Annotated in this window: 11 protein-coding genes; 9 read left to right on the top strand and 2 right to left on the bottom strand. The window is 61.1% G+C overall.

Annotation, left to right across the window (positions count from 1 at the left end):
* Nucleotides 1-92 precede the first annotated feature (92 nt).
* The 3 genes from H2O77_RS09120 (at nt 93) to H2O77_RS09130 (ending at nt 4,882) form a co-directional block, all read left to right on the top strand.
* Complete coding sequence (locus tag H2O77_RS09120; RefSeq protein WP_215822690.1) at nt 93-2,396, top strand: bifunctional diguanylate cyclase/phosphodiesterase; 2,304 nt, start codon at nt 93-95, stop codon at nt 2,394-2,396.
* Nucleotides 2,397-2,685: 289 nt separating this feature from the next.
* On the top strand, nt 2,686-4,338 hold the full coding sequence (locus tag H2O77_RS09125) for a nitrite/sulfite reductase (protein ID WP_215822692.1): 1,653 nt from the start codon (nt 2,686-2,688) through the stop codon (nt 4,336-4,338).
* Nucleotides 4,331-4,882 carry a DUF934 domain-containing protein gene (locus tag H2O77_RS09130; RefSeq protein ID WP_240548558.1) on the top strand — a complete coding sequence of 184 codons (552 nt, stop codon included), beginning with the start codon at nt 4,331-4,333 and terminating at the stop codon, nt 4,880-4,882. Before H2O77_RS09125 ends, H2O77_RS09130 begins: the two co-directional genes overlap by 8 nt.
* A 189-nt stretch (nt 4,883-5,071) precedes the next feature.
* Here H2O77_RS09130 and H2O77_RS09135 read toward each other — a convergent pair whose 3' ends face one another.
* On the bottom strand, nt 5,072-5,245 hold the full coding sequence (locus tag H2O77_RS09135; protein ID WP_082388754.1) for a DUF2970 domain-containing protein: 174 nt from the start codon (nt 5,243-5,245) through the stop codon (nt 5,072-5,074).
* A 272-nt stretch (nt 5,246-5,517) separates the two neighbouring features.
* Between H2O77_RS09135 and H2O77_RS09140 the strand changes: the two genes are divergently transcribed.
* Entirely contained in the window at nt 5,518-5,877 is a 360-nt protein-coding gene (locus tag H2O77_RS09140) for a hypothetical protein (RefSeq protein WP_153635789.1), read from the top strand.
* A 226-nt stretch (nt 5,878-6,103) separates the two neighbouring features.
* Here the strand turns inward: H2O77_RS09140 and H2O77_RS09145 are convergent, their stop codons facing one another.
* Nucleotides 6,104-6,403: a hypothetical protein gene (locus H2O77_RS09145; protein WP_215822694.1), complete on the bottom strand. Its 300-nt coding sequence runs from the start codon at nt 6,401-6,403 to the stop codon at nt 6,104-6,106.
* A 464-nt stretch (nt 6,404-6,867) separates the two neighbouring features.
* Here H2O77_RS09145 and H2O77_RS09150 point away from each other — a divergent pair, with 464 nt between their 5' ends.
* From H2O77_RS09150 to H2O77_RS09170, 5 genes are all read left to right on the top strand, one after another.
* Complete coding sequence (locus H2O77_RS09150) at nt 6,868-9,345, top strand: cache domain-containing protein (RefSeq protein ID WP_215822696.1); 2,478 nt, start codon at nt 6,868-6,870, stop codon at nt 9,343-9,345.
* 337 nt (nt 9,346-9,682) lie between these two features.
* On the top strand, nt 9,683-10,480 hold the full coding sequence (locus H2O77_RS09155) for a FadR/GntR family transcriptional regulator (protein WP_225996562.1): 798 nt from the start codon (nt 9,683-9,685) through the stop codon (nt 10,478-10,480).
* 97 nt (nt 10,481-10,577) lie between these two features.
* Nucleotides 10,578-11,726, top strand: a complete 1,149-nt coding sequence (dgoD, locus tag H2O77_RS09160; protein WP_054556643.1) for a galactonate dehydratase — start codon at nt 10,578-10,580, stop codon at nt 11,724-11,726.
* 96 nt (nt 11,727-11,822) lie between these two features.
* Nucleotides 11,823-12,614, top strand: coding sequence for an SDR family oxidoreductase (locus H2O77_RS09165; RefSeq protein WP_215822698.1), 792 nt, complete (start codon nt 11,823-11,825; stop codon nt 12,612-12,614).
* Nucleotides 12,611-13,666 carry a 2-dehydro-3-deoxygalactonokinase gene (locus H2O77_RS09170; protein ID WP_240548559.1) on the top strand — a complete coding sequence of 352 codons (1,056 nt, stop codon included), beginning with the start codon at nt 12,611-12,613 and terminating at the stop codon, nt 13,664-13,666. Before H2O77_RS09165 ends, H2O77_RS09170 begins: the two co-directional genes overlap by 4 nt.
* Nucleotides 13,667-13,698: the final 32 nt, after the last annotated feature.

Genomic DNA, 13,698 nt, shown 5'->3' on the forward strand with positions numbered 1-13,698 from the left:
AGAGTGATGGCGAGCATGCGTCACCGCTCAGATGGCGAATACTGCGGATACTTGCACCGCTGGTATTCACCATCTGTGCCATCAGTGGAGCCGTGAGTTATTACCTGTATGCCAGCGAGGCCGTCGAGCACATGCATGATGACCATCAGGAAATGATGGATATCGTGGCGCTGTCGATGCCGGACGCCATATGGAACTTCGACGATGAGAGAATCCATGCCTACCTCGAGACTCTCAGTCACCACGCCAGTGTTCATGCCGTGCGCTACTTCAATCATGAGGGGGAGCTTGTCGAGGAGATTGCCAAGAGCGGCACAGCATTGGATCCGGTCACGCATTCGAAGCCACTTGTCTATCAGAACTCGCTGGTCAAGCAGGCCGTTGGCAGGCTTGAACTGGAGAGCACCAACGCCCCGTTGCTTGCCGCCCGTTACCAGGGTGGAGCTGTGCTGTTCGGGATCGCCCTGACCATCATTCTGTCGATTCTGCTGATGCTTTCCTGGCAGTTGAAGCGCGATGTGATGACCCCCTTGAGCAAGGCCGTGAGGCGCATGCGGCAGCTGGAGGGCCAGCATGCCACCTTCCAACGCATTCCACCCGTTCACTCGCGCGAGATCAACAAGGTCATCGTGGAGCTGAACAAGCTGGGGGGGCGAATCTTCAACATGATGGAAGCGCTGCGTGACAATGAAGAGCGCTATCAACACTTCTATCGTGATACCCCCGCGTTGCTGCTGGTGATCGACGACAAGGGCACTGTGCAGGATGCCAGCGAGCAAATGCTGGAGGTGACCGGTTGGGCACGTGAACATCTTGTCGGCATGCCCTTCCATGCTCTCATCAGCAGTCAGAATGGCAAGCACATCCATCGCATCAGCACGGCCTTGCGACTGGGCAATGCCTGCAACGATCTGGTGATGACATTGAACTGCCAACACCAGGAAGACCGTCAGGTTCAGGTGGTCATTCCCGCCGCCAATGGCAGCCAGGCCCGGGGCACGATGATGCTGCTGACGGACATCACCGAACTGACCAGGACCCAGCAACGGCTGTTGGAGCATGAGCTGATTGACCCCTTGACGCAGTTACCCAACCGGCTGTCGCTCAATCAGCATGTCCAGCAGTTGATCGCACGTGACGCTGTCTTTGGTTTGCTGCTGGTCAATATCGATCGATTCCACAGCATCAATCACCACCTGGGGCCGATGGATGGCGATCTTCTTTTGAAAGAGGTTGGCGCACGGCTCAAGGAGTGTGGCCCCGACTGGATCGGACGTACTGGTGGTGATGAATTCGTCATGACCTGTGATATCAATGACTTGCGCCCACTTGTCCATCGGATTCAAATCGCTTTCTCCCATCCGCTGCTCAAGGCTGGTGAACCCATCCATCTCAGCCTGAGCATGGCGGGCCTGCAGGCGCAGGCAGATGACGAGAGCCCCAGCCGCCTGATGCGTCTACTGGAACTTACCGTGGTGGACCTCAAGCACAAGGGGGGCAATCAATACCGCACCTGCGTCCGCGATAGCGCGCTGGAAGACGGTGAGCCGCTGTTCCTGAAGGAGCGCATGATCCGCGAAGCCTTGACCATGGGCTGGTTCCGCCTTTATCTACAGCCCATCTTCCGGGCGGCCAGCGCGGACCTGGAGGCTCCGGAACTGCTCGGCGCGGAGGCACTGATCCGCCTTGAGCACCCTGAGCTCGGCCTGGTGCCCCCCAATGAGTTCATTGCGGCGGCAGAAAAGACCGGACAGATCGTCGAGATCGGCAACTGGGTATTGAAAGAGGCTGCCGTGATTCTGTGCGAATGGCGACGACTCGGGATCGAGGAGCGCTATCTGTCCGTCAATGCCTCCGTCATCCAGTTCAGGGATCAAGGCATGCTGCACCAGCTCGAGTCACTGCTCGAGCGCTACCCGATTCGTCCCTCGCAGCTGGTGGTCGAGGTCACCGAGAACCTGATGCTCGACAGCAAAGACAGCCTGCGTTATCAGTTGCAGGCCATACGCAGACTGGGCGTCAACCTTTCGCTGGATGATTTCGGGACAGGCTTCTCATGCCTCTCCTATCTGCATGATCTGCCTTTCGGCATCCTGAAGGTCGATCGCTCCTTCGTCATGAATGTCGAGACCAGTCGCCGGGACAGGGAGCTGGCGCGGGTCATCGTCGCGATGGGCCAATCACTCGGCATGCAGGTCGTTGTCGAGGGGGTCGAGGAGCGGGGGCAAGCCGAAATCTTCCAGGCCATGGGCGTCCACGCCTTCCAGGGCTATCTCTTCGGTCGCCCGATGCCGCAGCAGGCCTTCGAGACGCGCTTTCACGCCAACGCGGATGCGCGTGTCAGTCTGCTGAAAGCTGTCAGGAGCGCACCAGGCACAGGCAATGACCCGGGCTGATGGCATCTGACTGAGGCCCTCCGTTCTGCGCAAGCCCGGCATGTGGCAGGCCCGTGCCTGTCGTGAGACCCCGGCAACATGGCCAGACGCCTTACCCTCCGGCGGCTGGTCTTTTCTTTTTCGTTGCTGGTAGGCAAACTCAACGCGCCTTCTTAATAACGCCATCGTCGAAAACTATGAGGATTTATTCTTTTAAAGAATAAAGAATAGAGGGTATGGTGGCTTCAGCATCAACAAGATTCGCATCAGTGGACGATCATCTGATGCCCGACCGCAGGACACCCCTGACATGTATCGCTATGACACCTACGACCAGACACTGGTCGACGAGCGGGTAGCTCAGTTCAAGGACCAGATGGATCGCTATCTGGCGGGCCGTCTGGGAGATGAAGAATTCCGCCCTCTGCGCCTGCAGAACGGCCTCTACATCCAGCGTCATGCCCCGATGCTGCGTATCGCCATTCCCTACGGCATGCTGAGCGCTGTCCAGCTGCGCGCCATGGCGGCCATCAGTCGTCGTTATGACCGTTCCTATGGACACTTCACGACTCGCCAGAATCTGCAGCTCAACTGGCCGAAGCTGGAAGATGTCCCGGCGATTCTCGCCGAACTGGCTCAGGTCGAGATGCATGCGATCCAGACCAGCGGCAACTGCATCCGCAATACCACGACTGACCAGTTCGCCGGTATCGCGGAAGACGAGACGGTCGATCCGCGTCCCTGGTGTGAGCTGATCCGTCAGTGGTCCACGCTTCACCCGGAATTTGCCTATCTGCCGCGCAAGTTCAAGATTGCCGTCACCGGTGCCAGCGCCGACCGTGCTGCCATCCAGGTCCACGATATCGGCATTCGTCTCAACCGCGCCGACGATGGCAGCGTCAAGGCCACCATCCTGGCGGGTGGCGGTCTCGGCCGTACGCCGATGGTCGGCGACATCGTGCGCGAAGACCTCGACTGGCAGCACCTGCTGACCTATCTGGACGCCATCGTGCGTGTCTACAACCAGTGGGGCCGTCGCGACAACAAGTACAAGGCGCGCATCAAGATCCTGGTCAAGGCACTGGGAATCGATGAATTCCGTCGTCGCGTCGAGGAAGAATGGGCCCACCTCAAGGATGGCCCGGAAACCCTCACCGACTCCGCCGTCACCAAGGCGACCAGCTACTTCCCCGAGCCTGAGCGCCGTGAAGTCAGCGCCGAGGCCATCGAGGCCTATGAAACCCTGCGCAGTGAGAACCGTGCCTTCGCGCGTTTCGTAACCAACAACGTCGTCGGCCACAAGGTGCCGGGCTACAAGGCCGTCACCCTGTCACTCAAGCGCCGTGAACTGGCCCCGGGTGACGTCACTGCCGACCAGATGGACGCCGTGGCTGACCTCGCGGAGCAGTATGGCTTCGGTGAACTGCGCGTGACGCACGAGCAGAACCTGGTGCTGTCTGACGTGCCGGTTGATGAACTCGAGACACTCTGGAAGGCGCTGGAAGAACTCGGCATGGCCAACCCGACCGTGGGCACGCTGGCGGACATGATCTGCTGCCCGGGTGGCGATTTCTGCTCGCTGGCCAATGCCAAGTCGATTCCCATCGCTCAGGCACTGCAGGACCGCTTCGAAGACCTCGACTTCCTGTACGACCTCGGCCCGCTGGACCTGAACATCTCGGGCTGCATGAACGCCTGTGGCCATCACCACGTCGGCAACATCGGTATCCTCGGTGTCGACAAGAAAGGCCAGGAGTTCTACCAGGTCTCGCTGGGCGGACGCAGCGACGACAACGCCACGCTCGGCAAGATCCTCGGCCCGTCCTTCAATGCCGAAGACATGCCGAACGTCATCGACAAGGTACTGCAGGTGTACGTCGAGCAGCGTCTGGAAGATGAAGTCTTCGTCGATACCTACCACCGCATCGGCATGAAGCCGTTCAAGGAGCGGGTCTATGCCTGAGGTGACTGCAGAAATGACATCAGCACGTGAATTGACCGATCAGCGCCAGGGTGGCGTCATCCGTCAGAATCAGCTGGTGAGCGAAGATGCCTGGCAGGTCGTGCGTCAGGATGAAGACGGCAATCTGCCGAGCTATCAGCAACCCGCCCTGCTGCCGCTGGCAGAATGGCAGGCACTGGTCGCCGCCGGGGAAGGCTCTGATCATCTGGCGCCCTGGCTTGCCAGTGACACCGAGCTCACGCCGGAACTGGGCAAAGCACTGGCGGACGCACCGCTGCTGGCGGTCGACTTCCCGAACTTCAATGATGGCCGCGGTTACACCATCGCCCGCCTGATGCGCGAGCGCTTCGGCTATCAGGGTGAGATTCGCGCCATCGGTGACGTGCTGGTGGATCAACTCCACTACATGAGCCGTTGCGGCATCAGTGCCTTTGCTCTGCGTGATGATCAGTACGTGGAAGATGCCTTGCATGCCCTGAGCTCGTTCAGCGTCAGCTACCAGACCGGTGTCGACCAGAAGACGCCGCTGTTCGCGCGTCGTTGATCGCCCGCTCTTGATAACTCACGGTTTCTGCCTGCGCACAGACGCGGGATAGAAGGCAATCGCAGCCGAGTGAGCCAAGCAAAAGCCCCCGTCCAGGATGCTCTCCTGGGCGGGGGCTTTTTTCGTGCCGGATGTTTCGTATCTGAAGAATCTTGCCTGACGTTTCGTCTCTGTCGCCTGAGCGGCTCATCAGCCGGCGACGACCGTGGACAGCAGCGCCATCCCTCCCACCAGCAGTGCGGCCATCACCAGTCCCACCACCAGAAAGTCCAGCGCATGGCCGTGCTCGAAATCACGCTTGCGATTGGCCTCCTTCTGGACACCAAAGAATGCTGCCAGTACGGATTTGACTTCATTGATCATGATCGCCTCCTTGTCGGTGACCTCACGCAATTCATCATCTGGGCACAGGGTTGTCTGAGGACAGGGTTGACTGGGGGGCAGCATAGGATGCTCGCGCGCATTCCAGCAGAGGGAGCTATGCTCAACTCAGCGCAGGTTGCGAAGCCTGTGCCACTAGACACCAGCCACTATCACTATTGGTCACAATAACGCCAAACACCAGCTGCCCCGCAGGTATTTCCCCCAAGGTTTGCACTCATCAGCTATCAGATACCATGAGACAGGAGTCCAGAATGCCAGTCGCCAATCAACCGATGCAGCCTTTCGCTGCCATGTTCAGCACCCCACTGCCCTGGATGAATCGACCAGACGACCTCGTGCATCCCCTCGCCCCCTTGATGCGTTGTCAGCAGGTATGGTGGACCCTGAGCCTCAAGGCATATGAGCAGGAAATCGAGTTTATTCGCATGTGGCAGACCAAGAGCATGGAAATGGGCCAGTGCCTGCTATCGACCGGGTTCGTTGACCCACACGAGTCGAAGGAGTGCCTGACGGAGATCGTCAGTGATGTGCAGGAACATACCGTCAAGCGCCTGCAACGCCTGCAAGGCCTGACAGATGAATTGAAGGAAGCCATCTGGGAGGAGATCTAGGCCCAAACCCGAGGTCGAGGGCCGGTGGGAGCGTTGCCGAATGAAGCTTCCGTCAAACAGGCAAGCGGTTTCGTCGCTAAGCAGGTAAGCCAATAACAAGACGTCAGAAAATCTATCGGGCTAGATAACCATTGGATCCAGATGCGCCAAGCGAGAAACGCACAACGCCCAGCCTTCAGGAAGAAGTGCTGGGCGTTGTGCAAGAGAAATCAGCCAAGACTGAGGCTTACGCTGATTCCTCTGAACCCGCGTCTCCCTTGAAGGCCTCAAGCTCACGCAGCCATGTCTGGGCGGCCTCGCGATCGAGATCGAATTCCGCGATCAGGCTCTCGAGCCGCGCCACGAACTCCGCTTCACGCTGTTGAGCGCGCGCGTCGTCGGCGTCGTGGTTCGGCTCAGCGGCGGGCTCCGGCTGAGAAGAGCGATCCAGCGCATTCAGCTCTTCCGCCAACGCCTTTTCGAGCTCATCAAAGAGAGCACGCTGCTTGCGAGCACTGGCAATGATCTTTTCATCATGTCGGTTCATGCACGATTTTCCACTTTTGATCTTGTCGACAACAAGAAGACAACGCTATGAGTTCACTGCAGGACGATGAGCGACAATTTGACTTGCAGCTTATGCACGACACCTTCAACACTCGACCGGCGCGCCTCAAATCAAGATGTTAGCGAGCCTCTTCTGGACAGCCATAGACAAATGACAGATATCTTCTTGAAAGCCATACAGAAAACTAGCTTCATCATGCCCCTTTCAACGCCTGCTCGCAAGACATCGCGCGATACGCAAAGCGCGCAAGTGCCCTGAACTGGGGCTTCGCGGAGTGCTGAGCGCCCTCACTTGGCATCTGGACGCCAACACCGTAGCGTTGGCTAGATGACGTCGAGGCCTGAAACGACATCTCCTGGGTGTTGCGCTAGCCGCTATGCTCGAAACAGTGCCATCATCGCCCTTCGCAGCGCCACCGCATCACTCATGGATGACGTGACTCGATGATCAAGGATAGTGATCTCTCTCGACATGGGCCAGATACCGGCCCGCCCGATCTTCGCTCCCCGGACAGACAGCGTCCGTTCGGCAAACCCTTGCGCCTGTGGCTGGGGTTGACCGCACTTTCCTGTATCTCGCTTGGCGGCCTGCTGGTATTTCAGGAATCGCAGAGTCGCGAACAGGACATTCTGCAGGCCCAGGCGACACAGATGCTGGTCGCCAGGGAACGGCGTCAACAGGCCAGCCTGATGGTGGAGCAGACACTGGGCATGATCGCCTCGCGACATCGCGATTACGAGCATCGTCTGCAACGTCTTCTCATCACCACCATGCGCTCACCGTCACTGGGCATCAGCCATCTGAGTGGTCGTGATCGCTCCTTCGTCAGCACCGAACTGTTGCGCCAGTTCCCGGACCTGCGCATCAACCCGGACTGGATCGACATCGTGCAGCTCCCCACCACGCTCCACCCTGACTGGTGGAATCAGGAGCTGAATCAGCGCCTCAACGCGGGCATGCGCAAGGCACAATTCCTGCGCGGCACGGATGCCGGTCTGGTGTTTGCCGTGCCTCTGGGGCAAGAGGAAGACAGCCCCGGCGCTGTACGCCTTGATCGTCGACAGCAGCCTGCCCCCTGGGCACTGGTGCATATCGACCCGAAGATGGTGGCCTTTCTGGTCGCCAATGAGCTGAGACAGTCTCTGCACGCGAGTATCGAGCGCGAGGAAAGCCGCTATGTCTGGATCAACGATATCCTGGACCCGGCCGGCGGTGAGGGCTATGCACGCCGCTTGATCCATCCTCTGCTGCCCGACACCGAAGGCAAGCTGCTGTCGACCGAGTACCAGGACAGCAGTGGACGCTTCCCGTATCGTACCGAGCTCGAGGGTGTCTTGAACGGCAGTGGTATCTACTTCGATTACCGCTTCCCCAAGCGCCCGGGCGCCGAGCAGGTCGACAAGACCGCCTACGCCGCCCTGTATCCCCCCTTCCAGTGGATCATCGCCAGCGGCGTCTATCTCGATGACATCAGTGAAGCCGCCTTCCAGGCGCACGCAGACTTGATGAAGAAGAAGCACGCGCTGGAGCGTTGGCACTTCCTGATCACCCTGCTGGTGACCTTGATGCTCTGCCTAGCCTTTGGCTACGCCTTCCTGCGCCAGTATCGCGAGCGACAGCTGCAGATGCGCCAGCGCATGAATCAACTGGAGCATGAGCTTGAGCAGCGCGGCGAAGACAGGCTCGGGTCGGTGATGCGCATGATCCGCGAGGAACGCTGTCCCGAGCGCTCGGGAGAAGACTGGCTGGCCGCCAATCTTGTCAGCGCCATCGCGACACGACTCGGGATGGACCGCCAGGAAATCGCCACGTTGGAGCGCGTTGCCATGCTGTATGATATCGGCAAGCTGGCGCTGCCTGACTCACTGCTGCGACCACGCGATGAACTGCATTTCGATCAGTATCACTTGCTGCGTCGCCATGTCGAGATCGGTGCTCGCATGATGGAAGACGCTCTGATGGCGCCCGCCGAAGCTGACCTGCTGCGTGCCAGCCAGCAGTTCATGGTGGGGGCCTGCAGCAGGTTGGCGCCGCATGCAAACGGCAACGCTGACGCGTCATCGCAGCTGTCGCAAACCTCTACAACACCTCCTTCTGAGCTTCCCTCTGCTCCTCCTAATACAGACATCCCACAGGCGGAGCAGGCCTCTACCGATATTGCTGCAACGTCGCTTGGCGAGACGTCGCTCGCTGCCAGCACTCTGGCGCTGGTCGTGCAGGTCATCGAGTTGGTGCGTCATACCGGTGTCAGTGAAGCCCAGGCGCTGTGCGATATCGAACACCGTCATGGCCATCTACCGCCAGAGCTGCTGCAGGCGGCGCGTGAAGTGCTGACGGAGCAACCGATACCGCCGGCGCCCACCCTGCATCGACTCTGCCCGCAGCAGGTAGAACGTGACCCGAACCGGTGGCGCGACAGCCACAGTGGCTGCTTCACCCGTGCGCTGCTGGATGCCGCTCTCGAAGCACTGGCCCGTGAGTGTCAGGACGCCATGGGGCAGCACATCACGCTGTGCCATCTTCGTCTGGGCAGTAAGGGAGGCGCGCGACGCGACGCTGGCGACAGACAACTTGCACCACTCGATGCCCAGCTTGGCCCGCACCTGAATGCCTGCTTCTATCCGTTGCGTGTCTTCCGCGTCAGTGAGGGCAACTTCATCGTGATGGGCCATCAATGTCGGGATATCTCGCCTGCGCAGAAAGTGACTCGCCACCCTGAAGGCAATGAGCCACTGTTCGAGGCGCCAGCCAATGGTACTGCCTCGCCGCCCACCGCCGATTCCCTGACATCGCTGCTGTCATCGCTGGAGGACACTGCGACGCTGGAGGTCACGCTGCTCGATCTCTCCTGTGCCCAGACACTCAAGGAATGGCAATTGACCCTCAATGGCCACCTGGCTCGCTACCCGCCATCGGCTTGACCTGGTCATGGCGCTTTGCATGTGACCCGCCTTCCCAAGGCCACATGGCGTGACAGGGGCCAGACATCGCGTCTGGCCCCTGTCGTTCTGGCCGCACTCCTTGTTACTCCCCCCCCTTGTTACCCGCCTTCTTGTTAGCTTCGCCCTTGTTAGCTGTGTAGGGCGGGCTTCTCGCGCGACCAAAGTTGAAGCATCTGCGTCTTGTTGAAATGTCCGACATTTATTAATGTGTGTTCAGACATTTATTCTGATGCTCGGAATCTCATGCGTCAGCGCCAGGCTCCAAGGCGGTGCGATGCAGTGACTCTCCTGACCATCCCTCACGACAGGCATCTCAATGACCGACTCTCTGGCGACAGCCGCGCTCGCCACTGACAGCGCCTCGGCGGACGACGCGACCCCGCGCAGCATGGAGGCCATCGCCACCTGCATGGCGCGGGAAATCCTCGCGGGCAGCTTCGGCCCCGGTGACAGCTTTCCGCGTGAACTGGACCTCTGCCAGCGCTTCGACGCCAGCCGCAATCGTGTTCGCAATGCCCTGGCTCAGCTGGTGAGCGCCGGGCTGCTGGAGCGCACCGCCGGGCGTGGCACCATCGTGCGCGAGATGAGCGAATGGCAGCTGCTGGACCCGCTGATGAGCCATTGGGTCAGCGGCCTCGACGGTATCAATCCGGACCTGATGCGCGAGATCTACGCCTTCCGCCTCTCCGTCGAGCCCTATGTCAGTGCGCTGGCCGCGATGAAGGCAAATGCCCAAGACCTCGCACGCCTGGAGCGCGCCTTCGAAGGCATGGTCAATACCGCCAATGACAGCTCACGCGAGGCGCATGCCGAGCACGATGTCGCCTTCCACGAAGCCATCTACCACGCCACCCACAATCTGGTGTGGACACAGCTTGGCAGCCTGCTACGCCCTTCCATCAGCCAACTGATCCACAGTACCCAGCAGTCCGCGCAGCAGCATGATCACAGCCATCATCGCGCCAGCCTCGATCGTCACCGCGCGGTGATGGAGGCCATTCGCCTGCGCCAGCCCGAGATGGCACGCACCTGTGCCGAGCGGGTACTGGAGACCGCAGCGCGCGACCTCGGCTTCTCACCGGACCACCCGCAGCTGGGGCACCGCCGCTTCTGATCCTGATCGGGCGTCAGCCGATGACGGCCGATCCCACGACCCGCTTCGCCTGGCGCTGAGCCTCGTTCAAACGCCCATTCTCAACAAGGATGCATCCGTGAAAATCACCCGACTCAAGACCTGGCAAGTTCCGCCGCGCTGGCTGTTCCTCAAGATCGAGACCGATGAAGGCTGTTATGGCTGGGGCGAACCGGTCATCGAGGGCCGCGCCGCGACCGTCGAGGCCGCCGTGCACGAGCTGTCCGATTATCTGGTCGGTCAGGACCCGCGCAATATCGAGCACCTGTGGAACGTGATGTACCGCGCGGGCTTCTACCGTGGCGGCCCGATCCTGATGTCTGCCATCGCCGGCATCGATCAGGCGCTGTGGGACCTGAAGGGCCGTGATCTGGGAGTGCCCGTGCACCAGCTGCTCGGCGGTCCGGTACGCGACAAGATGCGCATGTACGCCTGGACCGGCGGTGACCGCCCGTCAGATGTCGGCGCAGGCGCCAAGGCGCTGGTCGATCAGGGCTTCACCGCCTTCAAGATGAATGGCACGCCGGAGATGCAGATCGTCGATTCGCACAAGAAGATCGATGACGCCGTGGCACGTGTCGCCGAGGCTCGTGATGCGGTCGGTCCGGATGTCGGCATCGGCATCGACTTCCATGGTCGCGTGCATCGCCCGATGGCCAAGGCGTTGCTGCGTGAGCTGGAGCAGTTCCACCCGATGTTCATCGAGGAGCCGGTCGCGCCTGAGCACCTGCCGTCGCTCAAGCACATCGCCGAAGGCATCGCGACGCCCATCGCCACCGGCGAGCGCCTGCACACCCGCTTCCAGTTCCGTGATCTGCTGGCGGACGGCATGGTCGACATCATCCAGCCCGATCTCTCCCACTGTGGCGGCATCAGCGAAGGCCTGAAGATCGCCACCCTGGCCTCGGCCTACGATGTGGCGCTGGCCCCGCACTGCCCGCTCGGCCCGCTGACGCTGGCGGCCTCGCTGCAACTGGACGCGGTGTGTCACAACGCCTTCATCCAGGAACAGAGCATGGGAATCCACTACAACAAGGACAACGACGTACTGGATTACCTGGTCGACAAGGATGCGCTGGCGATCAAGGACGGCTTCTGCGCCATTCCGCAGGGCCCGGGGCTGGGCGTCGAGATCGACGAAGCCTTCGTCGAAGAGCGTGCCAAGGTCGGCCATCGCTGGCGCAACCCGCTGTGGACCCACGAAGACGGCTCCGTCGCCGAGTGGTAATGCCGAGCATGCCGCAACGCACACACTGACAACACAGACGCCATGCCAGGACAGGTCTTCCGCCGAAGGCCTGTCACGCTCAAGGAAGGATTCGACATGACCCGTACCGCATCATCCGAACGCCCCGCCTTCGCCGACTTTCGCTACCCGGACCTCGAAGGCGCCAGCGTCTTCATCACCGGCGGTGGCTCCGGCATCGGCGCCGCACTGACCGAAGGCTTCCTCGCCCAGGGCGCCAAGGTCGCCTTCGTCGGCCTGTCCGATGCCAGCGAATTCTGTGACGCCATGGAAGCTCGCTACGCCAATCGTCCGCTGTTCATCCCCTGCAACATCCAGGATATCGAGGCGCTGCAGGCCGCCGTCGCTCAGGCGCGTGAGGCCCACGGCCTGATCAACGTACTGGTCAACAACGCCGCCCGTGACACCCGTCATACGCTGAATGAGTGGACGGTGGAACAGTGGGATGAATCCATCGCCACCAACCTGCGCCCGCAATTCTTCACCGCCCAGGCCGTCGCCCCCGACATGCGCGCGCTGGGTGGCGGCGCCATCATCAATCTGTCCTCCAACAGCTACATGCTGGGACTGGGCGGCTACCCGACCTACGTCACCGCCAAGGCCGGCATCATGGGCATGACCAAGGCGCTGGCGCGCGAGCTGGGCCCGGACGCCATTCGCGTCAACTGCCTGATCCCGGGCTGGGTGATGACGGAGCGTCAGCGCGAGCTGTGGGTCAACGACAAGGACTTGAACGAGTGCATTGATCAGCAATGTCTGAAAGAGGCCATTCCGGTCGAGGACATGATCAATCCGTGCCTGTTCCTGGCCTCCAGCGCCTCGCGCATGATGACCGGCCAGCCGATGGTGGTAGACGGAGGCCGAGTGTGAGCGCCGTCAGCGTCACGCCGGCCTGGATCGCCGTCGACTGGGGTTCCAGCAATCTGCGCGCCTGGGCCGTTAATGGCGACAATGCAGTCATCGCTCAGGCCAGCAGTGCCCGTGGCATGCTGGGACTGGCGGCGGATGAGTTCGAGGATGTACTGCGCGTGCTGATCAATGACTGGCTGCCCGACGATGCGACCTCTCCCATGCCGGTGCTGATCTGTGGCATGGCCGGCGCGCGTCAGGGCTGGCAGGAGGCGGCTTACCTGCCGTTGCCTACGGAGAAGACGCCTTCCCGTGATGTGCTGGGGGCACTCTCCGAGCAGCTGACCCATGTCGCGACCCGCGACAGCCGCCTTGCCGTCGCCATCGTGCCGGGCCTCTGCCAGCAGCAGCCGAGCTACGATGTCATGCGTGGCGAGGAGACCCAGCTGGCGGGCCTGGTCGCCGCCCAACCCGACTACAGCGGTGCGGTGTGTCTGCCCGGCACCCACGCCAAGTGGGCACATCTCGCCAGTGGCGCCATCACCGGCTTCAGTACCTTCATGAGCGGCGAGCTTTTCAAGCTGCTCAGTCAGGATTCGGTGCTCAAGCACTCCGTCGCCGCGGGAGATCTCAGCGACGCCGCCCAGCGCGATGCCTATCTGGAGGGTATCGATACGGCGCTTGCCGCCCCTGAGCGCACCACCGCGCAACTGTTCGGCATTCGTGCCCGCGATCTGCTCGATACGGCTCTGCCTGAGGGTGATGCTCGCAAGGCGATACTCGGCGCACGCCTGTCAGGCCTGGTGCTGGGGCTTGAGCTGGCGGGAGCCACTGCGGAGCTTTCGGATCACGCCACCATCACCCTGATCGGCGACGCCGTGCTGTGCCAGCGCTATCAGGTCGCGCTGGAACATCTGGGCTATCAGGTCACCACCGCGGCCAACGCCGACATGATTCTGGCGGGGCTCGGACGCATCCAGCGTGCACGATCAGCCGCGCAGGCATCGTCATCAGACCGTGGATCGCCCTCGGCCCGTGCGTCGTCATCGGATCGCGCCTCTGTGAGCCATTGATTCAGCGCTGATGGCATTGCCAGTCAGTGAGC

Source organism: Cobetia sp. 4B, from assembly GCF_018831605.1.
Lineage (GTDB): Bacteria > Pseudomonadota > Gammaproteobacteria > Pseudomonadales > Halomonadaceae > Cobetia > Cobetia amphilecti.

Coding starts and splice junctions, on each gene's coding strand:
- H2O77_RS09125 (WP_215822692.1), top strand. CDS start 2,686: ATGTATCGCTATGACACCTACGACCAGACACTGGTCGACGAGCGGGTA.
- H2O77_RS09130 (WP_240548558.1), top strand. CDS start 4,331: ATGCCTGAGGTGACTGCAGAAATGACATCAGCACGTGAATTGACCGAT.
- H2O77_RS09135 (WP_082388754.1), bottom strand. CDS start 5,245: ATGATCAATGAAGTCAAATCCGTACTGGCAGCATTCTTTGGTGTCCAG.
- H2O77_RS09140 (WP_153635789.1), top strand. CDS start 5,518: ATGCCAGTCGCCAATCAACCGATGCAGCCTTTCGCTGCCATGTTCAGC.
- H2O77_RS09145 (WP_215822694.1), bottom strand. CDS start 6,403: ATGAACCGACATGATGAAAAGATCATTGCCAGTGCTCGCAAGCAGCGT.
- H2O77_RS09150 (WP_215822696.1), top strand. CDS start 6,868: ATGATCAAGGATAGTGATCTCTCTCGACATGGGCCAGATACCGGCCCG.
- H2O77_RS09155 (WP_225996562.1), top strand. CDS start 9,683: ATGACCGACTCTCTGGCGACAGCCGCGCTCGCCACTGACAGCGCCTCG.
- H2O77_RS09165 (WP_215822698.1), top strand. CDS start 11,823: ATGACCCGTACCGCATCATCCGAACGCCCCGCCTTCGCCGACTTTCGC.